Below are 21,257 nucleotides of genomic sequence, written 5' to 3'. Positions count from 1 at the left end.
AAGGTTTTGAACGCCTTCTTGTATCAGTATATTAAACGCATTATGAATGCGGCTTTGGCTCAGGTTTGTCTGTATCAGCTTTTTTCTGCGGTTTCTTTGCTGCCTTGAGCTTTTCATCGCATGAGCTGTCCGGTGATTCTTCTGCTTTGCACTCTTTTGTGACCGTCTCTTCCGTGTCCTCAGGAAGTTCCGAGCATCTGTTGTAAAGAGTGTTGAGCTTAAGGATCTTTGCTTTTAGTTTGTCAGTGAAATCCTTTTTCTTTGCTCTGTATGTCCAGTTGCCGGACAGGGTGGAAGGAATGTTCATTCTGCAGTCTGTATCTGCATCGATGAAATCCTGGAACTGTGCTACCGCGGCATCTGAAACGCCCGACCATACAAGACGGAGCATTGCTTCCGGTATCTGTATATCGAGTTTTACATTCAGATAATCGAGACAGAAATTCTTTGAATCCTTGTCGAGCGACTTGTACCATCCCACAAGAGTGTCATTGTCGTGGGTGCCTGTATATGAATATGAATTAGTATCAGTGAAATTATGCGGCAGATAATCGTTTTTGCTGTCGGAAAATCCGAATTCAATTACCTTCATACCCGGATAGCCGACTTCATCGAGCATGTCCTGTACGTCCGGTGTGAGGAATCCGAGGTTTTCAGCGATGATATCAAGCTTGCCGAGTTCCTCCTCGGCCTTTTTGAAGAGCTTTGCTCCCGGGCCTTTCTTCCAGATGCCGACTTCGGCAGTTTTGTTTCCGTACGGTATGCAGTAGTAGCCTGCAAATCCTCTGAAATGGTCGATACGGATGATGTCGTATGTCTCGGCTGCATTCTGTATCCTGCTTATCCACCAGCTGAAATCCGTTTTTCTGTGGTAGTCCCAGTCGTAGAGCGGATTGCCCCATAGCTGACCGGTCGGTGAGAAACAGTCAGGCGGACAGCCGGCAACTGCGACCGGTTTCTTGTCTTCGTCGAGTTCAAACAGTTCAGGCGTCATCCATACTTCGGTGCTGTCAAGTGAAACGTAGATCGGAATGTCACCGATGATCTTTATTCCTTTGCTGTTTGCATATTCCTTGAGTGCCTTCCACTGCCTGCTGAAGCAGAACTGGATGAACTTGTGGAAACCGATCTCGTCCTTCAGTTCTTCCTTTGCCTTTTTAACTGCATTTTTCTCACACATCGCGAGTTCTTCAGGCCACTTGTACCACGGCTTTCCGTCATACCTGAATTTAAGACTCATGAAGAGTGCGTAGTCACCGAGCCATTTACGGTTTATCATTTCAAAGAGCCTGTACTCAGGCGTTACTTCGAAACGCGAATAGGCTTTCCGGAGCACCTTGTAGACATTTTCGTAGAGAAATTCATAATCTATTTTCTCCTTGTCCTGCTCCCATTTTATGCTCGTATATTCATCCTTCTTAAGCAGACCTTCCTTTTCAAGAAGCTCGAAGTCGATGAAATACGGATTCCCTGCAAAAGCAGAAAAGCTTTGGTACGGTGAGTCACCGTAGCTTGTAGGGGAGAGCGGCAGTATCTGCCACAGCCCCGTTTTTGTTTCAGCAAGAAAGTCGGCAAATCTGTAGGCTTCCTTTCCCATTTTTCCTATGCCGTATTCAGACGGCAGACTCGAAATATGTAGTAGTATACCGCTTTTTCTCATAGTGTTTCCTTTCTCTGATTACCCTCAGATCAAAAGATATCCGGTGGAGTGAAAATAAAAAAGCTGACAGGGCAGAAAGATACACCGTCAGGCTTGTCTGTACATGGATGTGGCGTGCGCCGCCTTTAAGCATGTACAGATGATCTTTCTGTTGTCAGCATAAGAATATTCTTTTAGTTTCATATTGAATCCCACCCCATTATCAATATTGTTTATTATAACACATTATTACGGGAGATTCAATACAAATCGGTCAATATTATTTTTCCTTGAGAAGATCTCTGATCTCTGTAAGAAGGATCTCTTCCTTTGTTGGTTCCGGAGGAGCAGCCTTTTCTTCTTCTTCTTTCTTCTTCTTGCCGAGTTCCATAGCCTTGTTTACAGCCTTAACGATTACGAAAAGGATGACAGCCATAATGAAGAAGTTGATAACTGCTGAGATGAATGCGCCGTAGTCGAATGCTACGCCGTTGATCTTGAACTGACCGCCGACAGGGATAAGGTTGCCGTTTTCGTCTGTCTTGCATCCGCCTGTGATGAGTGAGATGAGAGGATTGATGAAGCTTCCTGTAAGAGCAGTTACAATGTTCTGGAATGCAGCACCGATGATAACGCCGACTGCGAGATCCATAACGTTACCCTTGGCGATAAATTCCTTGAATTCATCAATGATCCCCTTTTTTGACTTGATTGCTTCCACGACTTTGTTTTCGTTTGCCATAATACTAACTCCTTTTTACGTATTCCTATTTGCATAGAGAAATAATTTGTTACTTATAATTATAGCTTAAAATAATATTTTTTGCACTATACATTATAAACGAAAATGGAAACGTAAAATGACTTGAAACTGATTATTTTTAGAGGCGTTATGCAAACCGGAAAACCGCCTTCGCAGAAGATCCGGCCGAAGCAGTTTTATGCGAGGTTCACGTCTGTTCTATCATCGGAATTTAATGTATGCCGTGAATTTATTGTTTTCCGAATTTACATCAAATCTGAATCCGTGAAGGTCTGCTATCTGTTTAGCAATCGCAAGACCAAGACCGCTGCCTGAACATGAACTCCTTGTGGCATCACCCTTTCGGAATGCTTGTACAAGTTCCTTTGCATTTATGACATTTTCCGTTACATCATTGGAAATGCGTAGAGAATTGCTGTCGGCATTTATCTCTATATTTCCTTTTTCAGGAGTATAGCGCACAGCGTTTCCGATAAGATTTGTGATCATCTGTGACATCATCTGCGGATTCGCTTTCACCGTGCCGGTTCCGTCGAGTTTAACGACCAGTTCCTTAGCTTGTATTTCTTCAGAAAAATGAACAAGGGAATCTTTGATGATCTTTTCGATATTACACTGTTCGCTGCTTACTTCCGCAGCCTTTTCTATCTTTGCAAGATCAAGGGTATCGGCTATCATCCTGTCGATATACTGAGTATTCTTAAGGATGGACTCAGCGTAGGTCTCACGCTTTTCTGTATGAACATTTGCAATGAGATTTTCAGCATATCCTGAAATAGCGGCCAGCGGTGTTTTCAGATCGTGAGCCAGAGCTGCGGTGAGACCGTTTCTGTATTCGTTCATTTCATATTCTTTTCTGTAGCGCATATATCTTATACGTGCGATGAGATATGAAAATAAAACTGCAAGTACGGTCAGCACACCGCCGCCGGTGAGGATCTCATCAAAGTACAGGTTTACCGGATTGCAATACGAAACGGTGTAGATCTTCCAGCGGGTGTCTGAGTGAGCTAAGCCGTTATAGGCAAGTGACCATGAAAAAGGATTGCCTTTTTTACAGTAAAACATATGGATATCACCATTCAGAAAACTCTTTTTTAATTCCGGTATGAGACTGTCACAGTATGAACCTTTGTGCGTTCCGATGCAGTCGGCAGCAATGCAGTTTACGGTAAGTGCGTCATCGTAATGCTTATCAGATTTTTCACTCTGAAAATGAACATATCCATCAGGTATCACGGCGTCAGAAACAATATCGTAGCTGGCGATGAGTCTGTTGTTTTTATTGTATATTGAAAGAGTGCAATTTTTTATTACAGCACTTTCATCTTTTATATACACATCATCTGCTTCGATTAGTGAATACTGGTAGTTAGTTTGGTGCTTCCTCTCGCATGACCAGATCTGCTCCATCAGGTCAGGATCACTGCAGAGAGCCGCTGCTGATCCTGGATTGAATTTAAATGCTTAATAAGATAAAGTAACCGGTGCAGTGCAGCCGGAAGTTTCACGTAATACTATTATATTGTAACTGAAAAAAAGAAATAATGCAATTTGCACTATACATTATAAACGAAAATGAAAACCTAAAATGACTTGAAACTGATTATTTTTAAAGGTGCTCTGCAGACCGGAAATCCGGCTTTGCAGAAGATCCGGCCGGAACTGTTTTATGAGGTTTCCTCGTCTGTTTTATCATCGGAATTTAATGTATGCCGTGAATTGTATGTAATATGAGATTGCATTTAAATCTGAAATATGATAAAATAATCGGGTAAAATGCAGCCGAAAGGATACTGCTTATGACCGGAGGAGAATATGATGAATAATAAAGGAAAAAAATTTCTTATGATCTCTGCCGTTTTTGCTGCTGGAATAGCAGCGGGATACGGTGCAATGGGACTGCTTGACAAAAAAAATACTGCATCCGATACGGGTAAACCGGTAACGATCCTGTGCTGGAATGAAGATAACAGCCGGCCGATGGCCGACTTTTTCTGCAGGGAAACCGGAACTGATCCATCGCAGATAGTTATTAAGAGCTTTAACACCGGAGGATATCAGGCAGCGGAATACTACAGAGATTATCTGAATAATGATCCGGCTAACGAAGCAGACATTATTTTTCTGGAACCGGACTGGGGGTACGAATTTTTAAATGATGACTCGGTGACAGTTCCTCTTAGGGAACTGGGATACGACGACTCTGATTTCTCTGATCTTTACAGTTATACTGTTGACACAGGACGCTCAACTGCAACCGGAGAACTTAAGGCTGTTTCATGGCAGGCATGTCCGGGTACTTTCTGCTACAGGGAAGATCTTGCGAAAAAATATCTTGGTGTCAGATCACCTTCTGAGATGGGTGAAAAGGTGAAAAACTGGGACAGCTTTTTAAAAACGGCAGAAGAACTGAAAGCTTCAGGTGGTCCGGCACTTTCAGCAACACTTCAGGGAGTATGGCATGCTTATTCAGCTGGAAGAACCTTACCGTGGATGCTTGGCGAAGAATTTACCGGGGATGATTTCATTCTTGAATATGCCGGCTTTGCCAAAAAGCTTTATGACAATGAATATATAACGCACGATCATCAGTGGACAGATACCTGGTTCGGACTGGCCGATACAGATGAAGTTATGGGCTTCTTTTTATCGTCATGGGGTATCGACATGATTCTTTCAGATTACGGAACCAATGGTAAGTGGAAGTGCGTCGCTGGTCCTTCTGACTACTACTGGGGAGGCACATGGCTTGCGGTAGCTGGAAGATGCGATAACCGTGCAAAAGCAAAGGAGTTTATTGATTTCTTTACTGCGGATATAAAAGCCATTGAAACCTATTCGCTTGAAAATGATGAGTTTATGTCAAACAAAAAGGCAATGCAGAACATTATCGTTTCAGGAAAACATAAAGGTGCTGAGGTTCTGGGAGGACAGGAACAGTACGAGGTTTTTGATAAGGTATCATCGGCAATATATGTTGATGGTATTATCACGCCATATGATGCTGTAATATACAATGCGGTTGACTCGGATGTCGAAGCGTATGCTGATGGCTTTTACGAATCTCCTGAAGAAATGCTCGATTTTATGAAAGATGAGATAAGTTACGATATCGAAACAGAGATCTTTACATGATACTATATTAATAGTGAAAACACCAGACATGATAAGCAGCATGCCTGGCACTATTGGAAATTTATGGTGTTACGATTGGAAAATGATCGAAAAATAAATTTGTTCACAAAAAATTTACAATTGAAAGTGTAAAAAAACTTGATTAAAATTTGTTACTATGATATAATAGAAGAGCAGTCTGAACGACTGCAGATGATATGCGATGAAGCGAAAGGTTGCTGTCGGTATGACAGGGAATTTTCGTGGAGTATGTCCGATTTTAAACCGGGCGATTGTAATAACGAACACTGTGTGTGATAAGATTTTCCTCCGTGTTACTGCGGGTTGCGTATGCGTGAGGACTGTCTGTTCGTGTGTTGTGTTACAAAGTCTGGGAACTAATACTGTTCGCAGACTTTTTTATATAATCCAAGGACGATACACACGGCTAAGTGTTACGAATGAAAGCAATGCCCCCATCGTAAATTCTATAAGGAGGCGAAAACCATGGCTGAAAAGGAAAAGATCAGAATCAAGATCAAGGGTTATGAACATGCTGTAGTTGACGCAGCAGCCGCAAAGATAGTTGACGCTGCTAAGAGAAGCGGAGCAAGAGTTTCAGGACCTATCCCGCTGCCGACTGATAAGGAGATAGTTACTATTCTTCGTGCTGTACACAAGTACAAGGATAGCCGTGAGCAGTTCGAAATGAGAACTCACAAGAGACTTATCGACATCATCAGACCGACAAACAAAACAATGGAGACTCTCGGTAACCTCGAGATCCCGGCTGGCGTACTCATCGAAATGAGCGAAAAGTAATTTCGTGAAGAAACGCCGAAGTCATGTTGACGAAAGTCAACCAATAACTTTAGGAGGAATTAGAAATGCAGAAATCAATGATCGGTAAGAAAATCGGCATGACACAGATTTTCGACGAAACAGGAAAAGTTGTTCCTGTAACAGTAATCGAAGCCGGTCCATGCGTAGTTGTTCAGAAGAAGACTGTTGAAAACGACGGTTATGAATCAGTTCAGCTCGGATTTGGCGACGTAAAGATCAAGAACGTAACAAAGCCATTACAGGGTCACTTCAAGAAGGCTGACGTTGCATGCAAGAAGACACTTAAGGAATTCAGACTCGATGACTGCAGCGCACTCAACGTAGGCGATGTACTCAAGGCTGACGTTTTTGCAGTAGGCGACGCAGTTGACGTAAGCGGTACAAGCAAAGGTAAGGGCTTCCAGGGCGCTATCAAGCGTCACAATCAGCACAGACTCAAGATGACACACGGTACAGGTCCTGTTCACAGAGAAGCAGGTTCTATGGGTGCTTGTTCATCACCATCACGTATCTACAAGGGCAAGGCTCTTCCGGGACACATGGGTGCTGAAAAGGTAACAGTTCAGAATCTTGAAGTAGTAAAGATCGACGTTGAAAATAATCTTATCGCACTCAAGGGTGCTGTTCCGGGTCCTAAGGGCGGAATAGTTTGCATCGTTGATAGTGTTAAGGCTTAATGAAAGGAGGAAGCATAATGTCTAAAGTTTCAGTATTTGATATGAATGGTAAGCAGGTTGCAGAAACTGAGCTTTCCGATGCTATTTTCGGAATTGAGCCAAACGAAGCTGTTATGCACGCAATGGTAGTAAACTACCTCGCAAACCAGCGTCAGGGTACACAGTCAACACTTACTCGTACAGAAGTACGCGGAGGCGGCAGAAAGCCATGGAGACAGAAGGGAACAGGTCATGCAAGACAGGGTTCTATCCGTGCTCCTCAGTGGGTTCATGGTGGTGTTGCTATCGGTCCTAAGCCAAGAGATTACAGATATTCTCTTAACAAGAAGGTAAAGAGACTCGCAATGAAGTCAGCTTTATCAGTTAAGCTTCAGGATTCAAATCTTCTCGTTCTTGATTCAATCAAGATGGAAGAATTCAAGACAAAGACAATCGTTCAGATGTTAAAGGCTCTCAACGTAGAAGGCAAGGCTCTCATAGTTATGCCTGAAGTTGACAAGAAGGTCATCAAGAGTGCTTCAAACATTCCTGGCGTAAAGACAACACTCGTTAATACACTGAATGTTTACGATATATTAAACTACGACAAGTTCATTGTTGTTACAGACGCAGTGAAGAAGATCGAGGAGGTGTACGCATAATGAAGGCACCACAGGATATCATCATCAAGCCTATCATCACCGAGAGAAGTATGGATGCTCTCCAGTCAGGAAAGTACACATTCAAGGTTGATAAGAACGCTAACAAGATTGAAATTGCAGATGCTGTTGAAAAGCTTTTCGACGTTAAGGTTGCTAAGGTAAACACATTAAACTGCAATGGCCGTACAAAGCGCGTAGGCAGATTTGTAGGCAAGACAGCTGACTGGAAGAAGGCTATCGTTACACTTAAGGAAGATTCAAAGACAATTGAATTCTTCGACGGTATGATCTGATAAGTCAGACTTTGAAAGAACTCAGGAATAAATTATCTGAGTATGGTATGGGAGTAATGCTCCCGCGAAAATGCATTAATTAAGGAGTGAATACAATGGCAATCAAAACATATAAACCGACAACTCCTTCACGTCGTCAGATGACAGTTACTGATTACTCACAGTTGTCAAAGGTTGCTCCGGAGAAGAGTTTACTTGAGCCATTAAAGAATAAATCAGGTAGAAACAGCTACGGAAGAATCACAGTTCGCCACAGAGGCGGCGCTAACAAGAGAAAGTACCGTATCATCGACTTCAAGCGTGATAAGGATATGATGGACGCTAAGGTTCTTACAATCGAATACGATCCGAACCGTTCAGCTCACATTGCTCTTCTTCAGTATGAAGACGGCGAAAAGAGATACATCCTCGCACCTAACGGCCTCAGCGTAGGCGACACAGTAAGAAGCGGATCTGACGCTGATATCAAGCCAGGTAACGCACTTCCACTCGCAGACATCCCGGTAGGTACATTCATTCACAACATCGAACTTTATCCTGGCAAGGGAGCTCAGCTCGTTCGTTCAGCTGGTAACATGGCTCAGCTCATGGCTAAGGAAGGCATCTATGCTCTCCTCAGACTTCCTTCAGGAGAATTAAGAAACGTACCTAACCAGTGCAAGGCTACAATCGGTCAGGTAGGTAACATCGATCACGAAAACGTTAATTACGGTAAAGCAGGCAGAAAGCGTCACATGGGCTGGAGACCTACAGTACGTGGTTCTGTAATGAACCCTTGCGATCACCCGCACGGTGGTGGTGAAGGTAAGTCACCAATCGGACGTCCGGGTCCTGTAACTCCTTGGGGCAAGCCAACACTTGGCTATAAGACTCGTAAGAAGCATAACCGTTCTGACAAGTTTATCGTAAGACGCAGAAACGGTAAATAATTCTTGAAAGGAGGAAATACAGATGAGCAGAAGTATTAAGAAGGGACCTTTCGTTCAGGAAGTACTTTTTAAGAGAGTAGAAGAGATGAACAAGGCTGGCGAAAAGAAGGTTTTAAAGACCTGGAGCCGTTCATCAACAATTTTCCCGGAGTTTGTAGGTCATACATTTGCTGTTCATGATGGACGCAAGCATGTACCTGTATATGTTACAGAGGACATGGTAGGTCACAAGCTTGGTGAGTTTGCTCCTACAAGAACTTATAAGGGTCACGTTGGTTCAAAAACATCAAATAACGGTAAGAAATAAGGAAAGGAGGACTACACTATGGAAGCAAGAGCTTATTTAAGAAATGTTCGCATTTCTCCAAGAAAAGTTAAGATCGTACTTGACCTTATCAGAAACAAGCCGGTTGACTACGCTATGGCTGTTATCAAGCACACACCAAAGGCTGCTTGTGAAGATCTTGAAAAGCTTTTAAAGTCAGCAGTTTCAAATGCGGAAAACAACCATGACATGGATAAGGAAAAACTCTATGTTGCAGAGTGCTTTGTTACTCCTGGATCAACTATGAAGCGCATCATGCCAAGAGCACAGGGCAGAGCTTATAGAATTCTTAAGAGAACATCACACATCACTATGGTATTAAAGGAAAAGGAATAATCCCAAATAGGAGGTAGACTATGGGCCAGAAGGTAAATCCACACGGTTTCCGTGTTGGCGTTATTAAGGATTGGGATTCTCGCTGGTATGCCAACAAGGCTGCTTTCGGTGACATTCTCGTTGAAGATTACAACGTACGTAACTTCATCAAGAAGAGACTTTATGCAGCAGGCGTAGCAAGAGTTGAGATCGAGCGTTTCGCTGACAAGACTAGAATCCACATCCACTGTGCAAAGCCTGGTATCGTAATTGGTAAGGGCGGCGCTGAAATTGAAAAGCTTCGTTTACAGGTTGAAAAGATGATGTCAGCCGGTTCACAGGTTTTAATAAATATCGTTGAAGTTAAGCAGCCTGATCTTAATGCTCAGCTCGTTGCTGAAAAGATCGCTCTTGACCTCGAAAACAGAATTTCATTCAGACGTGCTATGAAGCAGTCAATCGGCCGTGCGATCCGTCTCGGTGCAAAGGGTATCAAGACAAGAGTTTCAGGTCGTTTAGGCGGTGCTGAAATCGCAAGAGCTGAAAGCTATAACGAAGGTACAATCCCGCTTCAGACAATCAGAGCTGACATTGACTACGGTACAGCAGAAGCTCATACAACATACGGACGTTTAGGCGTTAAGGTATGGATCTACAAGGGCGAGATCCTCAAGGGTGAATCACCTGACAAGAACGAGGACAAGGCTCCAGCAAGAAAGAGACGTGATGACAACAAGTCATTCCGTAAGCCAAGAAACAAAAAAGATGAAGGAGGTAACCAGTAATGCTACTTCCAAAGAGAGTTAAATACCGTCGTGTCCACAGAGGACGTATGACAGGTAAGGCATATCGCGGAAACAAAGTATCAAACGGTGAATACGGTTTACAGGCTCTTCAGCCAGCTTGGATCACATCCAACCAGATCGAAGCAGCCCGTATCGCAATGACACGTTATATAAAGCGTAACGGTAAGGTTTGGATCAAGTTATTCCCAGACAAGCCGGTTACAAAGAAGGCACTTGGAACTCGAATGGGTTCTGGTAAGGGTGCACCTGAATACTGGGTAGCAGTAGTTAAGCCAGGCAGAGTAATGTTCGAAATCGCCGGCGTAACAGAAGAGCAGGCAAGAGAAGCTATGCGTCTCGCTATGCACAAGCTCCCTATCAAGTGCAAGTTCGTAGCTAAAGAAACAGAGGGAGGCGAGCAGTAATGAAGGCAACTGATATCAAAGAAATGTCTGTTGATGAGATGAACAATAAGCTGGAAGATCTTAAGCAGGAGCTCTTCAATCTCCGCTTTCAGTTAGCTGTAAATCAGCTCGAAAATACAGCTCGTTTAAAGGCTGTAAAGAAGGATATTGCTCGTATTAAGACTGTTCTCCGTGAACAGGAACTCAAGTCAGTACAGCAGTAAGAAAGGGAGGATTTAGCGATGTCTGAAAGAAGTCTCAGAAAAACAAGAGTCGGTAAAGTAGTTAGCGACAAGATGGACAAGACTGTAGTTGTTGCTATCGTTGACAATGTTAAACATCCACTTTACAAGAAGATCATCAAGAGAACTGTTAAGATGAAGGCTCACGATGAAAAGAATGAGTGCAGAATCGGCGACAGAGTAGAAATTATGGAAACTCGCCCACTCTCAAAGGATAAGAGATGGAGAGTAACAAACATAATTGAAAAGGCTAAGTAATTAATAACAATCTAATGATATTTATGCTGTAAATCAGCTTTAATTCTGAAAGGAGGAGAACGACTGTGATACAGATGCAGACATACCTTAAGGTAGCAGACAACACTGGCGCTAAGGAGCTCATGTGCATCAGAGTTTTAGGCGGTACACGTAGAAGATATGCAAATATCGGTGACGTAGTTGTAGCTTCTGTTAAGAAGGCAACACCCGGTGGCGTTGTTAAGAAGGGTGACGTTGTAAAAGCAGTTATCGTTCGTTCAGCAAAGGGCTTAAGAAGAGAGGATGGTACTTACATCCGCTTCGATGAGAACGCTGCTGTAATTATAAAGGAAGACAAGAATCCAAAGGGAACTCGTATTTTCGGACCTGTAGCAAGAGAACTCCGTGACAAGGATTATACAAAGATCTTAAGCCTTGCTCCGGAAGTATTATAATGGAGGTGTCATTATTATGAGTAAAGTACACGTAAGAAAAGGTGACACTGTTGTATTACTTACAGGTAAGTATAACGATAAGTTCGAAGGCGCTAACAAGAGAAAGACCGGTAAGGTTCTCGAAGTAAGCCCTAAGGAAGGCAAGGTAATCGTAGAAGGAATCAACTTCGTTACCAAGCACGTTAAGCCTACAAGAATGGGCCAGGTTGGCGGAATAGTTAAGGCTGAAGCTCCTATTTACGCTTGCAAGGTTCAGCTCGTTTGCCCTAAGTGCGGCAAGGCTACAAGAGTAGGTCATACTTTTGACAATGACAAGAAGTTACGCGTTTGCAAAAAATGCGGAGCATCATTTGAGTAAAGGAGAAACGACATGGCTAGAATGAAAGATTACTATAATAGCACTGTAGCTCCTGCTTTGATGAAGAAGTTTGGCTACAAGAGCGTTATGCAGATTCCAAAGCTCGACAAGATCGTAATCAACGTTGGTGCCGGTGAAGCAAGAGAAAATGCCAAGGTTATCGACGCTATCATGAACGACCTCGCTGCTATCACAGGTCAGAAGCCTGTAGTCTGCCGCGCTAAGAAGTCAGTTGCTAACTTCAAGCTTCGTGAAGGAATGCCGATCGGTGTTAAAGTTACATTAAGAAACGAGAACATGTACGAATTCCTCGACAAGTTCTTCAATGTATCATTACCTCGAGTTCGTGACTTCAGAGGTATCAACCCTAACTCATTCGACGGAAGAGGCAACTACTCAACAGGTATCAAGGAACAGCTCATCTTCCCTGAAATCGAATATGACAAGATCGACAAGGTTAGAGGTATGGATATCAACTTTATCACTACAGCTAATACTGATGAAGAAGCAAAAGAGCTCCTTACACTCATGGGCGCTCCGTTCGCTAAGTAATGCGGGAGGTTTTTTAAATGGCTAAGAAGGCAATGGTTTTAAAGCAGCAGAAAACTCCTAAGTTCTCAACACGTTCTTACAACAGATGTAAGATCTGTGGCAGACCACACGCTTACCTCAGAAAGTTCGGCATCTGCCGTATCTGCTTCAGAGAGTTAGCTCATGACGGTCAGATACCAGGAGTCAAGAAGGCTAGCTGGTAATAAAACAAAGGAGGTAAATTAGCATGCAGATTACTGATACTATAGCAGATTTATTAACAAGAATTCGTAATGCGAATTCAGCTAAGCACGCTACGGTTGATGTTCCCGCTTCAAACGTTAAGAAGGCTATCACACAGATCCTTCTCGATGAAGGCTATATCAAGAGCTTTCAGATCGTTGAAGATGGTAAGCAGGGTATCATAAGAATCACTCTTAAGTACGGTGCAAGCAAGTCACCTGTTATTACTGGCTTACGTAGGGTTTCAAAGCCTGGTTTGCGTATATATTCAAGTTGTGAGGACATGCCTAAGGTAAGAAAGGGTCTTGGAATTGCAGTTGTTTCTACTTCAAAGGGAATCATGACTGACAAGAAGGCTCGTGAACTTAACGTAGGCGGCGAAGTTCTCGCATTTGTATGGTAAGGAGGACACACAATGTCAAGAATAGGTAGAATGCCAATCAGTGTCCCAGCCGGCGTAGATGTTAAGATCGACAACAATTTAGTTACTGTAAAGGGCTCTAAGGGCACAATCTCTAAGCAGTTCTCTAAGGAGCTGGGCATTGAATTAAATGACGGTGTTATTACTGTAACACGTCCATCAGAAAGCAAGAACCACAAGTCACTCCACGGTCTCACAAGAACACTCATTTCCAACATGGTAAACGGTGTTACTAACGGTTATTCAAAGACTCTCGAGATCGAAGGCGTAGGTTTCCGTGCTGCTAAGCAGGGTAAGAACCTCGTAATGAACCTTGGTTTCTCACATCAGGTAATCATTCCTGAAATCGACGGAATCACTATTGACGTTCCAAACGCTAACAAGGTAGTGATCAACGGTATCGACAAGCAGGTTGTAGGTCAGTTCGCCGCTGAAGTACGCGAAAAGCGTCCACCGGAGCCATATAAGGGCAAGGGTATCAGATACGAAGGCGAAAGAATTATCCGTAAAGAGGGTAAAGCCGGTAAGGGCAAGAAGTAATAAAAGGAGTGAATCGCAATGGTTAAAAAGGCTGATAAGAAACTTGCTAGAGAAGCAAGACATCGCAGAGTTCGTGAAAAGATTTCCGGCACACCGGAGCGTCCACGTCTTAATGTTTTTCGCTCCACAAAGCACATCTACGCTCAGCTTATTGATGACGTAAATGGTGTTACACTTGCTTCTGCATCAAGTCTTTCAAAGGACTTTGACGGAAACGGCGGAAATAAGGACGGCGCTCGCAAGGTAGGTCAGATGATAGCTAAGAGTGCTATTGAAAAGGGTATCACAGCTGTTGTATTTGACAGAGGCGGTAACGTTTATCATGGCCGTATCAAAGAGCTTGCTGAATCTGCTCGCGAAAACGGATTACAGTTCTAATAAGGAGGTAAAGCGCTTTGGCTAAAATAGATGCTTCAAAACTGGAGCTTTCAGAAAAGGTAGTTGCTATTAACAGAGTTTCAAAGACTGTTAAGGGCGGCCGTATCATGAAGTTCTCTGCACTCGTAGTTGTAGGTGACGGTAACGGTACAGTAGGTTTTGGTCTTGGCAAGTCAGGTGAAGTTCCTGATGCTATCCGTAAGGGTATCGAAGATGCTAAGAAGAACCTCGTTAAGATCTCACTTAAGGGTACAACAATTCCTCACGAAATCATCGGTAAGTTCGGCGCAGGCTGCGTTCTCATGAAGCCGGCTGCTCCTGGTACTGGTGTTATCGCTGGTGGCCCGGTTCGTGCCGTTGTTGAAATTGCTGGTATCAAGGATATCAGAACAAAGTCTCTTCGTTCAAACAATCCATGCAACGTAGTAAGAGCTACAATCCAGGGATTAAGCGAATGCACATCTGCAAAGGATGTTGCTGAAAAGAGAGGCAAGACAGTAAAAGAAATTTTAGGTTAAGGAGTGAGTTCAATGGCAAAGCAGATCAAGCTCGTTAAGAGCCTTATTAGTTGTAAGAAGAACCAGATTGAAACAGCTCATTCACTTGGACTTAGAAAGATCGGCGATATTACTAATCAGCCGGACAACAGTCAGACAATGGGTAAAATCAAGACAATTTCTCACCTCGTTGAGGTTAAGGAAGTATAAAGCAAGGAGGTGCACAGAATATGAAGTTACATGAATTATCTCCAGCTCAGCCGGCTGTAGACCGTAAGCGTATCGGCAGAGGTCACGGTTCAGGTAATGGTAAGACTGCAGGTAAAGGCCACAAGGGTCAGAAGGCTCGTTCAGGTGGCGGCGTACGTATCGGTTTCGAAGGCGGACAGATGCCTTTAATGAGACGTATTCCAAAGAGAGGCTTCAACAACATCTTTGCTACTAAGTTTGCAACAATCAATGTTTCTGATCTTAACAGATTCAACGATGGCGATGTAGTTGGCGTAACAGAATTAAAGGCAGCAGGTTTAATCAAGAAGGAATTTGACGGCGTTAAGGTTTTAGGTAACGGTGACATCACAGTTAAGGTTACAGTAAACGCTGCTAAGTTCTCAAAAACAGCTGAGGAAAAAATCACAAAGGCCGGTGGAACGGTAGTTAAGCCAAAGGAAGCCTGAGGTGATGTAATGTGCTCGAAACAATAAGAAACGCCTGGAAGGTTGAAGAGACCCGAAAGAAGCTTTTATACACATTACTCATCATAGTCATTTTCAGAATCGGTTCGGTACTCGTTCCTGCACCGTTCATTGATACCAATGTTCTTGCAGAATGGATGAATGCCAACTCGGATAACAACGCACTGGGATATCTCAACATGTTCTCAGGCGGATCGATGTCAAAGGCTACAGTGTTCGCACTTTCAATTCAGCCTTTCATCAACGCATCGATCATAGTTCAGTTACTTACTTATGCACTTCCTCCTCTTGAGAGACTCTCAAAAGAGGGTGAGGAAGGACGTAAGAAGATCGACAAGATCTCAAATTTCGTTTCACTTATATTAGCTGTATTCATGGCTTTTGCATACTATCTCACAATGAAGAAGAACGGCGCTGTTACATACAGATCCGGATTCGAAGGTGTATTTGCTGCGATCGTCATTGTTACAGTTTTCATTACAGGTGCCATGGCTGTTGTATGGCTTGGTAACCGAATCAATGAAAAAGGTATAGGAAACGGTGTTTCGATACTGATCTTTACAGGTATCATCGCAAACGGTCCGTCCGGTATTCTTAACCTCATCGAAGTAGCTAAGACAAAGCCGAATCCGTACGTTTTCGTTGACCTGTTCATCATTTTATTCTTTGTATTCGTTGTAGGCTTTATCGTATTCATGAATGAAGCTGAAAGAAGGATTCCGATCCAGTATGCAAAGAGAGTCGTAGGAAGAAAGCAGTACGGCGGACAGAACACACATATTCCTGTCAAGGTAATCATGAGCGGTGTAATGCCGATCATCTTCGCCAACGCTTTTGTTTCACTTCCGATGACATTAGCAATTTTCTTCCCTCCGAAGGATAACGGAACATCCTGGTGGGATAAGTTCTATATGGGATTCCAGAGAGTATTCTCTTACAGAAGCCCGTTATATGCAGCAGTATTATTTTTCCTCATAATCGGATTTAACTACTTCTATGTTTCAATGCAGTATAATCCGGTTGAGATCGCAAACAACCTTCGTCAGTCAAACGGCGGTATCCCGGGTATCAGACCTGGTAAGCCAACTTCTGACTACATTCAGAGAGTTCTTTCAAAGATCACTCTCGTAGGTGCGGTCTTCCTCGGTATCATCGCTATTATTCCGTCGATCTTTGCATGGATCTTCCCGGATCTCGGCAATCTTGCTCTTGGCGGTACTTCGATTCTTATCGTAGTAAGCGTTGCACTTGAAACAGTACGTACTCTTGAATCACAGATCATGATGCGTCATCATAAAGGATTTCTTGAATAAACAGGGGGATAATACTTATGAATTTAATATTACTCGGTGCTCCTGGTGCCGGAAAAGGTACACAGGCTGAAGTTATTTCAGAAGCACTTAACATACCACAGATCTCAACAGGCAACATTCTTCGTGAAGCTGTTAAGAACGGTACAGAATACGGCCTCAAGGCTAAGGAAGCTATGGACAGCGGTGCTCTTGTTTCAGACGATATCGTAATCGGTATCTTAAAGGACAGAATTGCTGCTGATGACTGTAAGAAGGGATTTATCCTTGACGGTTTCCCGAGAACAGTTCCGCAGGCTGAAGCACTTGATGCTATGGGTGTAACGATCGATAAGGTAATCGAAATTTCAGTTCCTGATGAGACAATCAAGCAGAGAGTTTCAGGAAGAAGAGTTTGCAGCGGATGCGGCGCTACATACCACGTAGAATTCAAGCCTTCAAAGGTTGAAGGAAAGTGCGACAAGTGTGGCGGCGAAACAATTATCCGTAAGGATGACCAGCCGGAAACAGTTCTTGAAAGACTCGATGTATATCATAAGCAGACTGCTCCGCTCAAGGATTACTACAGCAAGCAGGGCAAGCTCGAAACAGTTATAGGCCAGGAAGAAGTTTCAGAAACTTCAAAGCTGACACTTAAGGCGGTTGGAGCTTAAGTTTATGATCAGTGTAAAATCCACTGCTGATTTAGCTAAAATGCGTGCTTCCGGTAAAATTGCCGGCGGTGCGTTGAAGCTTGTTGGCGAAAAAATAAGACCTGGAATGACTACATTACAGGTTAATAAAATCGTTCATGACTATATAGTATCACACGGTGCAAAGCCTTCATTTCTTAATTACGGCGGATTTCCGGCAAGTGCCTGCATTTCCGTCAATGAAGAAGTTATTCACGGAATACCGACAGCTAAAAGGGTTCTGAAGGAAGGCGACATCGTCAGTGTTGACGTCGGAGCTATTAAAGACGGTTTCCACAGTGATACATGCATGACTTTCCCGGTCGGGGAGATATCAGACGAAGCAAAGAAACTTCTTGAGGTTACTCAGAACAGTCTTTTTGCTGCGATAGATATCGTAAAAGCCGGTATAAGGATCGGCGACATTTCTCATACAGTTCAGGAATACTGTGAATCAAGAGGATACGGAGTAGTCAGACAGTACTGCGGTCACGGAGTAGGAAGACAGCTTCATGAAGATCCTGAGGTTCCTAATTACGGTGTGGCTGGACATGGTACAAGACTTGTTTCCGGAATGACCATTGCGATCGAGCCTATGATCAATGTAAAGGGCGCGGGAGTAAAGGTACTCGATAACGGATGGACTGTTGTTACGACCAGCGGTTCTCTTTCAGCTCATTTTGAGCACACAGTTGCAGTTACTTCAGAGGGAGCAGTTATCTTAACACTGCCGTGACGGAGGATATTGTGAAAATAGTTGAAGGTACAGTAGTCAGAGCAAAAGCAGGACGTGATGAAAACAGACTGTTTGCTGTTACCGGCATTACGGACAGCGGTTATGTTTATATATCGGACGGTGACACCAGAAAGCTGGCTTCACCGAAGAAAAAAAACGTAAAACATCTTGCAGTCACAAAAACTGTGATTGAACTTGACGGAATTACTGACAAAAGGCTTAAAATGAATCTGCGTGACTTAACGGTCACCGAAAGAGAAAGTGAGGTTTAGAGTATGGCTAAGGAAGACGCAATCGAAGTTGAAGGTACAGTCGTTGAGGCTTTACCGAATACAATGTTCCGTGTGGAATTAGCAAATGGTCACAAGATACTGGCCAATATTTCAGGCAAGTTAAGAATGAATTATATTCGTATAGTGCCTGGTGATAAGGTAACCATTGAGATGTCACCTTATGACCTGACAAGAGGCAGGATTACCTGGAGATGCAAATAAACAGGTAATGATCCCGTTTTTCTAACTATCAAATAGGAGGTAATTTCAATGAAAGTTAGACCTTCAGTAAAGCCAATGTGCGAAAAATGCAAGATCATTAAGCGCAAGGGCAAAATAATGGTTATTTGCGAAAACCCAAAGCATAAACAGAGACAGGGCTGATACTCAGTCCGCTAACGGAGGTGCAATTAGTTAATGGCAAGAATAGCTGGTATTGACTTACCGAAGAATAAAAGAATAGAGATTGCTCTTACTTACATTTTCGGTATCGGCAACACAACTGCAAAGAAGATCTTAGCTGAAACAGGCGTAAATCCTGACACAAGAGTTAAGGATCTTACAGACGATGATGAAAACAAGCTTCGTGAATACATCGACAAGAACATCAATGTTGAAGGTGACCTCAGAAGAGAGATCGCTCTTAACATCAAAAGACTTGTTGAAATCAACTGCTACCGTGGTATCCGTCACCGCAGAGGTCTCCCGGTTAGAGGTCAGCGTACAAAGACAAACGCAAGAACTCGTAAGGGCCCTGTAAAGACTATCGCTAACAAGAAGAAGTAAGGAGGGAAATGAACAATGGCACAGCAGAAGAAGAAGGTTACTGTTAAGAGACGTAGAGAACGTAAGAACGTTGAAAACGGCGCTGTTCATATCCAGTCCACTTTCAACAACACAATCGTTACAATCACTGATACACAGGGTAATGCACTTTCATGGGCAAGCTCAGGCGGCTTAGGCTTCAGAGGTTCAAGAAAGTCAACTCCATTCGCTGCACAGAATGCTGCTGAAGTTGCTGCAAAGGCTGCTATGGAACATGGCCTCAAGTCAGTTGAAGTTTACGTAAAGGGACCTGGTTCAGGACGTGAAGCTGCAATCAGAGCACTCCAGACAGTAGGTCTTGAAGTTAAAATGATCAAGGATGTTACTCCTATCCCGCATAACGGATGCCGTCCTCCAAAGAGAAGACGTGTATAGTAACAGGAATAGAAACTGAGCTATAGTTTGCTTGGCGTCGAATACATAAACAAATTCGATATTTTTTAAAAAACGGAGGTAATAGCAATGGCTATTAATAAGGAACCACTTCTTAAGAAATGTAAGTATTTAGGTATCAGCCCAATGGTTATGGGTGTTTCAAAGGATACAAAGCGTAAAGCTGATCAGGGTAACAGAAAGAAGCTTTCTGAATACGGAATGCAGCTCAAGGAAAAGCAGAAGCTCAAGTTCATCTACGGTGTTCTTGAAAAGCAGTTCTACCACTACTTTGAGATTGCTGAAAAGCAGCAGGGCCAGGCTGGTACAAACCTTATCACAATTCTTGAATCAAGACTTGATAACGTTGTATTCAGAATGGGTCTCGCTACAACAAGACGTGAATCAAGACAGCTTGTTACTCACGGCCACTTCAGCGTAAACGGCAAGAGAATCGACATTCCATCATACAGAATCAAGCCGGGCGATGTTATCTCACTCAGAGAAAACAGCAGAAAGAGCACAAAGTTCAAGGAAATCGTTGAACTTACAAACGGCAGAGTAGTACCTCTCTGGCTCGAAGCTAACAAAGAGGATTTCTCAGCTAAGGTTGTTCGTATGCCTGTTAAGGAAGACCTTGACTATGAAGTAGAAGAACATCTGATCGTCGAACTTTATTCTAAGTAATCTCTTAAGGTTTCTAGAAATAATGACAGTCAGACGACTAATTACTATTGATGTAGTTACGAAATAGGAGGGTTTTTATGCTTGAAAGAATAGAAAAACCGGAAATTGAAACAGTTGATCTCAAAAGTGACGGCAAGTACGGCAAGTTTGTACTTTCACCTCTTGAAAGAGGCTATGGTATTACACTTGGTAACAGCTTAAGACGAGTATTACTCTCCTCACTTCCTGGTGTTGCTGTTACATCAGTTAAGATTGACGGAGTTCACCATGAACTCTCTACAATTCCGGGTGTTAAAGAAGATGTTACTGAGATAATCCTCAGCATTAAGGGTTTAACAGCCAAACTGCACAGCGACGGTCCTAAGACAGTATTTATTGAAGCAGAAGGCGAGTGCGAAGTTACTGCCGGTGACATAAAGACTGATTCAGATGTTGATATTCTTGATCCTGGCATGCATATTGCTACATTAGGCAAAGATGCCAAGTTATACATGGAGATCACTCTGGACAGAGGCAGAGGTTATGTTTCAGCTGAACGTAATAAGCAGATCATCAACATGCCTATCGACGTAATTGCTGTTGATAGTATATATACTCCTGTTTTAAAGGTAAACTATCATGTAGAAGATACTCGACTCGGTCAGGTAACTGACTTTGACAAGCTTACATTAGAAGTTTGGACTGACGGTACAATTTCCGCCAAGGAGGCTATATCTCAGGCAGCCAATCTCCTCAACGAGCACCTTAAGTTATTCATCGACCTCTCTGATGAGGCTACAATAACTGAAGTATTAGTCGAAAAAGACGAAAAGGGTAAAGAAAAGATCCTTGAGATGACCATTGAGGAACTTGACTTGTCGGTACGTTCGTTTAATTGTTTAAAACGTGCGGGTATCAATACCGTGGATGACCTCATCAACAAGTCCGAAGAGGAAATGATGAAGGTTCGTAATCTCGGTAAGAAATCCTTCGATGAAGTTAAGGAAAAACTCCAGTCACTTGGATTCGACCTTTCTTCTGAAGAAGAATAATCGTAAAACATTTTCATGCTGGTTA

The 21,257-nt window shown here is 43.0% G+C and carries 35 protein-coding genes; 32 read left to right on the top strand and 3 right to left on the bottom strand.

The window, feature by feature from the left end:
* Positions 1 to 40: 40 nt before the first annotated feature.
* The 3 genes from malQ to CC97_RS10015 form a co-directional block, all read right to left on the bottom strand.
* On the bottom strand, positions 41 to 1,660 hold the full coding sequence (gene malQ / locus CC97_RS10025) for a 4-alpha-glucanotransferase (RefSeq protein ID WP_081850070.1): 1,620 nt from the start codon (positions 1,658 to 1,660) through the stop codon (positions 41 to 43).
* A 259-nt stretch (positions 1,661 to 1,919) separates the two neighbouring features.
* Entirely contained in the window at positions 1,920 to 2,381 is a 462-nt protein-coding gene (gene mscL / locus CC97_RS10020; protein ID WP_044974864.1) for a large conductance mechanosensitive channel protein MscL, read from the bottom strand.
* A gap of 222 nt (positions 2,382 to 2,603) precedes the next feature.
* A complete protein-coding gene (locus CC97_RS10015) occupies positions 2,604 to 3,815 on the bottom strand; it encodes a HAMP domain-containing sensor histidine kinase (protein WP_044974863.1) in 1,212 nt (403 codons plus the stop codon).
* A gap of 405 nt (positions 3,816 to 4,220) precedes the next feature.
* Here CC97_RS10015 and CC97_RS10010 point away from each other — a divergent pair, with 405 nt between their 5' ends.
* The 32 genes from CC97_RS10010 (at position 4,221) to CC97_RS09855 (ending at position 21,232) form a co-directional block, all read left to right on the top strand.
* Entirely contained in the window at positions 4,221 to 5,540 is a 1,320-nt protein-coding gene (locus CC97_RS10010; protein ID WP_156036873.1) for an ABC transporter substrate-binding protein, read from the top strand.
* Positions 5,541 to 6,026: 486 nt separating this feature from the next.
* Complete coding sequence (gene rpsJ / locus CC97_RS10005) at positions 6,027 to 6,341, top strand: 30S ribosomal protein S10 (RefSeq protein WP_044974861.1); 315 nt, start codon at positions 6,027 to 6,029, stop codon at positions 6,339 to 6,341.
* Between the two features lie 65 nt (positions 6,342 to 6,406).
* Positions 6,407 to 7,039: a 50S ribosomal protein L3 gene (gene rplC / locus CC97_RS10000; protein ID WP_044974860.1), complete on the top strand. Its 633-nt coding sequence runs from the start codon at positions 6,407 to 6,409 to the stop codon at positions 7,037 to 7,039.
* Positions 7,040 to 7,056: 17 nt separating this feature from the next.
* Positions 7,057 to 7,680 (top strand): 50S ribosomal protein L4, encoded by a 624-nt coding sequence (rplD, locus tag CC97_RS09995; RefSeq protein WP_044974859.1) that lies wholly within the window; start codon positions 7,057 to 7,059, stop codon positions 7,678 to 7,680.
* A complete protein-coding gene (gene rplW, locus CC97_RS09990) occupies positions 7,680 to 7,973 on the top strand; it encodes a 50S ribosomal protein L23 (protein ID WP_044974858.1) in 294 nt (97 codons plus the stop codon). Before rplD ends, rplW begins: the two co-directional genes overlap by 1 nt.
* Positions 7,974 to 8,068: 95 nt before the next feature.
* On the top strand, positions 8,069 to 8,902 hold the full coding sequence (gene rplB, locus CC97_RS09985) for a 50S ribosomal protein L2 (protein ID WP_044974857.1): 834 nt from the start codon (positions 8,069 to 8,071) through the stop codon (positions 8,900 to 8,902).
* Positions 8,903 to 8,924: 22 nt separating this feature from the next.
* A complete protein-coding gene (gene rpsS / locus CC97_RS09980; protein WP_044974856.1) occupies positions 8,925 to 9,209 on the top strand; it encodes a 30S ribosomal protein S19 in 285 nt (94 codons plus the stop codon).
* An 18-nt stretch (positions 9,210 to 9,227) separates the two neighbouring features.
* Positions 9,228 to 9,563: a 50S ribosomal protein L22 gene (gene rplV, locus CC97_RS09975; RefSeq protein ID WP_044974855.1), complete on the top strand. Its 336-nt coding sequence runs from the start codon at positions 9,228 to 9,230 to the stop codon at positions 9,561 to 9,563.
* Positions 9,564 to 9,583: 20 nt separating this feature from the next.
* Positions 9,584 to 10,327 carry a 30S ribosomal protein S3 gene (rpsC, locus tag CC97_RS09970; RefSeq protein ID WP_044974854.1) on the top strand — a complete coding sequence of 248 codons (744 nt, stop codon included), beginning with the start codon at positions 9,584 to 9,586 and terminating at the stop codon, positions 10,325 to 10,327.
* Entirely contained in the window at positions 10,327 to 10,752 is a 426-nt protein-coding gene (gene rplP / locus CC97_RS09965) for a 50S ribosomal protein L16 (protein ID WP_044974853.1), read from the top strand. The genes rpsC and rplP overlap by 1 nt, the downstream gene beginning before the upstream one ends.
* Positions 10,752 to 10,955, top strand: a complete 204-nt coding sequence (gene rpmC / locus CC97_RS09960; RefSeq protein ID WP_044974852.1) for a 50S ribosomal protein L29 — start codon at positions 10,752 to 10,754, stop codon at positions 10,953 to 10,955. The genes rplP and rpmC overlap by 1 nt, the downstream gene beginning before the upstream one ends.
* An 18-nt stretch (positions 10,956 to 10,973) precedes the next feature.
* The gene (gene rpsQ / locus CC97_RS09955; RefSeq protein WP_044974851.1) at positions 10,974 to 11,231 is read left to right on the top strand and encodes a 30S ribosomal protein S17; all 258 of its coding nucleotides are present in this window, start codon (positions 10,974 to 10,976) and stop codon (positions 11,229 to 11,231) included.
* Positions 11,232 to 11,296: 65 nt separating this feature from the next.
* Positions 11,297 to 11,665, top strand: a complete 369-nt coding sequence (rplN, locus tag CC97_RS09950) for a 50S ribosomal protein L14 (protein ID WP_044974850.1) — start codon at positions 11,297 to 11,299, stop codon at positions 11,663 to 11,665.
* Positions 11,666 to 11,681: 16 nt separating this feature from the next.
* Positions 11,682 to 12,023 carry a 50S ribosomal protein L24 gene (gene rplX, locus CC97_RS09945; protein ID WP_044974849.1) on the top strand — a complete coding sequence of 114 codons (342 nt, stop codon included), beginning with the start codon at positions 11,682 to 11,684 and terminating at the stop codon, positions 12,021 to 12,023.
* Between the two features lie 12 nt (positions 12,024 to 12,035).
* Positions 12,036 to 12,575 carry a 50S ribosomal protein L5 gene (rplE, locus tag CC97_RS09940; protein ID WP_044974848.1) on the top strand — a complete coding sequence of 180 codons (540 nt, stop codon included), beginning with the start codon at positions 12,036 to 12,038 and terminating at the stop codon, positions 12,573 to 12,575.
* A 17-nt stretch (positions 12,576 to 12,592) separates the two neighbouring features.
* The gene (locus tag CC97_RS09935; RefSeq protein WP_044974847.1) at positions 12,593 to 12,778 is read left to right on the top strand and encodes a type Z 30S ribosomal protein S14; all 186 of its coding nucleotides are present in this window, start codon (positions 12,593 to 12,595) and stop codon (positions 12,776 to 12,778) included.
* A gap of 23 nt (positions 12,779 to 12,801) precedes the next feature.
* Positions 12,802 to 13,200 carry a 30S ribosomal protein S8 gene (gene rpsH / locus CC97_RS09930; protein WP_044974846.1) on the top strand — a complete coding sequence of 133 codons (399 nt, stop codon included), beginning with the start codon at positions 12,802 to 12,804 and terminating at the stop codon, positions 13,198 to 13,200.
* A gap of 12 nt (positions 13,201 to 13,212) precedes the next feature.
* Entirely contained in the window at positions 13,213 to 13,758 is a 546-nt protein-coding gene (gene rplF / locus CC97_RS09925) for a 50S ribosomal protein L6 (RefSeq protein ID WP_044974845.1), read from the top strand.
* Between the two features lie 18 nt (positions 13,759 to 13,776).
* Positions 13,777 to 14,136 carry a 50S ribosomal protein L18 gene (rplR, locus tag CC97_RS09920; RefSeq protein WP_044974844.1) on the top strand — a complete coding sequence of 120 codons (360 nt, stop codon included), beginning with the start codon at positions 13,777 to 13,779 and terminating at the stop codon, positions 14,134 to 14,136.
* Between the two features lie 17 nt (positions 14,137 to 14,153).
* Positions 14,154 to 14,654 (top strand): 30S ribosomal protein S5, encoded by a 501-nt coding sequence (rpsE, locus tag CC97_RS09915; RefSeq protein ID WP_044974843.1) that lies wholly within the window; start codon positions 14,154 to 14,156, stop codon positions 14,652 to 14,654.
* Between the two features lie 12 nt (positions 14,655 to 14,666).
* Positions 14,667 to 14,843: a 50S ribosomal protein L30 gene (gene rpmD / locus CC97_RS09910; RefSeq protein ID WP_044974842.1), complete on the top strand. Its 177-nt coding sequence runs from the start codon at positions 14,667 to 14,669 to the stop codon at positions 14,841 to 14,843.
* A gap of 20 nt (positions 14,844 to 14,863) precedes the next feature.
* A complete protein-coding gene (gene rplO, locus CC97_RS09905; protein ID WP_044974841.1) occupies positions 14,864 to 15,310 on the top strand; it encodes a 50S ribosomal protein L15 in 447 nt (148 codons plus the stop codon).
* Between the two features lie 11 nt (positions 15,311 to 15,321).
* Entirely contained in the window at positions 15,322 to 16,641 is a 1,320-nt protein-coding gene (secY, locus tag CC97_RS09900) for a preprotein translocase subunit SecY (protein WP_044974840.1), read from the top strand.
* Positions 16,642 to 16,658: 17 nt separating this feature from the next.
* Positions 16,659 to 17,291 carry an adenylate kinase gene (locus CC97_RS09895; RefSeq protein WP_044974839.1) on the top strand — a complete coding sequence of 211 codons (633 nt, stop codon included), beginning with the start codon at positions 16,659 to 16,661 and terminating at the stop codon, positions 17,289 to 17,291.
* Between the two features lie 4 nt (positions 17,292 to 17,295).
* Positions 17,296 to 18,045 carry a type I methionyl aminopeptidase gene (map, locus tag CC97_RS09890; protein ID WP_044974838.1) on the top strand — a complete coding sequence of 250 codons (750 nt, stop codon included), beginning with the start codon at positions 17,296 to 17,298 and terminating at the stop codon, positions 18,043 to 18,045.
* 11 nt (positions 18,046 to 18,056) lie between these two features.
* Positions 18,057 to 18,317 (top strand): KOW domain-containing RNA-binding protein, encoded by a 261-nt coding sequence (locus CC97_RS09885; RefSeq protein ID WP_044974837.1) that lies wholly within the window; start codon positions 18,057 to 18,059, stop codon positions 18,315 to 18,317.
* Positions 18,318 to 18,320: 3 nt separating this feature from the next.
* A complete protein-coding gene (gene infA, locus CC97_RS09880; RefSeq protein WP_044974836.1) occupies positions 18,321 to 18,539 on the top strand; it encodes a translation initiation factor IF-1 in 219 nt (72 codons plus the stop codon).
* Positions 18,540 to 18,587: 48 nt separating this feature from the next.
* Positions 18,588 to 18,701 carry a 50S ribosomal protein L36 gene (gene rpmJ / locus CC97_RS09875; RefSeq protein WP_044974835.1) on the top strand — a complete coding sequence of 38 codons (114 nt, stop codon included), beginning with the start codon at positions 18,588 to 18,590 and terminating at the stop codon, positions 18,699 to 18,701.
* 33 nt (positions 18,702 to 18,734) lie between these two features.
* A complete protein-coding gene (rpsM, locus tag CC97_RS09870; RefSeq protein ID WP_044974834.1) occupies positions 18,735 to 19,103 on the top strand; it encodes a 30S ribosomal protein S13 in 369 nt (122 codons plus the stop codon).
* 15 nt (positions 19,104 to 19,118) lie between these two features.
* A complete protein-coding gene (rpsK, locus tag CC97_RS09865; RefSeq protein ID WP_044974833.1) occupies positions 19,119 to 19,517 on the top strand; it encodes a 30S ribosomal protein S11 in 399 nt (132 codons plus the stop codon).
* Positions 19,518 to 19,604: 87 nt separating this feature from the next.
* Positions 19,605 to 20,201: a 30S ribosomal protein S4 gene (gene rpsD / locus CC97_RS09860; protein WP_044974832.1), complete on the top strand. Its 597-nt coding sequence runs from the start codon at positions 19,605 to 19,607 to the stop codon at positions 20,199 to 20,201.
* Between the two features lie 77 nt (positions 20,202 to 20,278).
* Positions 20,279 to 21,232 carry a DNA-directed RNA polymerase subunit alpha gene (locus CC97_RS09855; RefSeq protein WP_044974831.1) on the top strand — a complete coding sequence of 318 codons (954 nt, stop codon included), beginning with the start codon at positions 20,279 to 20,281 and terminating at the stop codon, positions 21,230 to 21,232.
* Positions 21,233 to 21,257 lie beyond the last annotated feature (25 nt).

Source organism: Ruminococcus sp. HUN007 (genome assembly GCF_000712055.1).
Lineage (GTDB): Bacteria > Bacillota > Clostridia > Oscillospirales > Ruminococcaceae > HUN007.
Note: the sequence above shows the minus strand (reverse complement) of the source record. Positions and strands in the feature narration are given on the sequence as shown.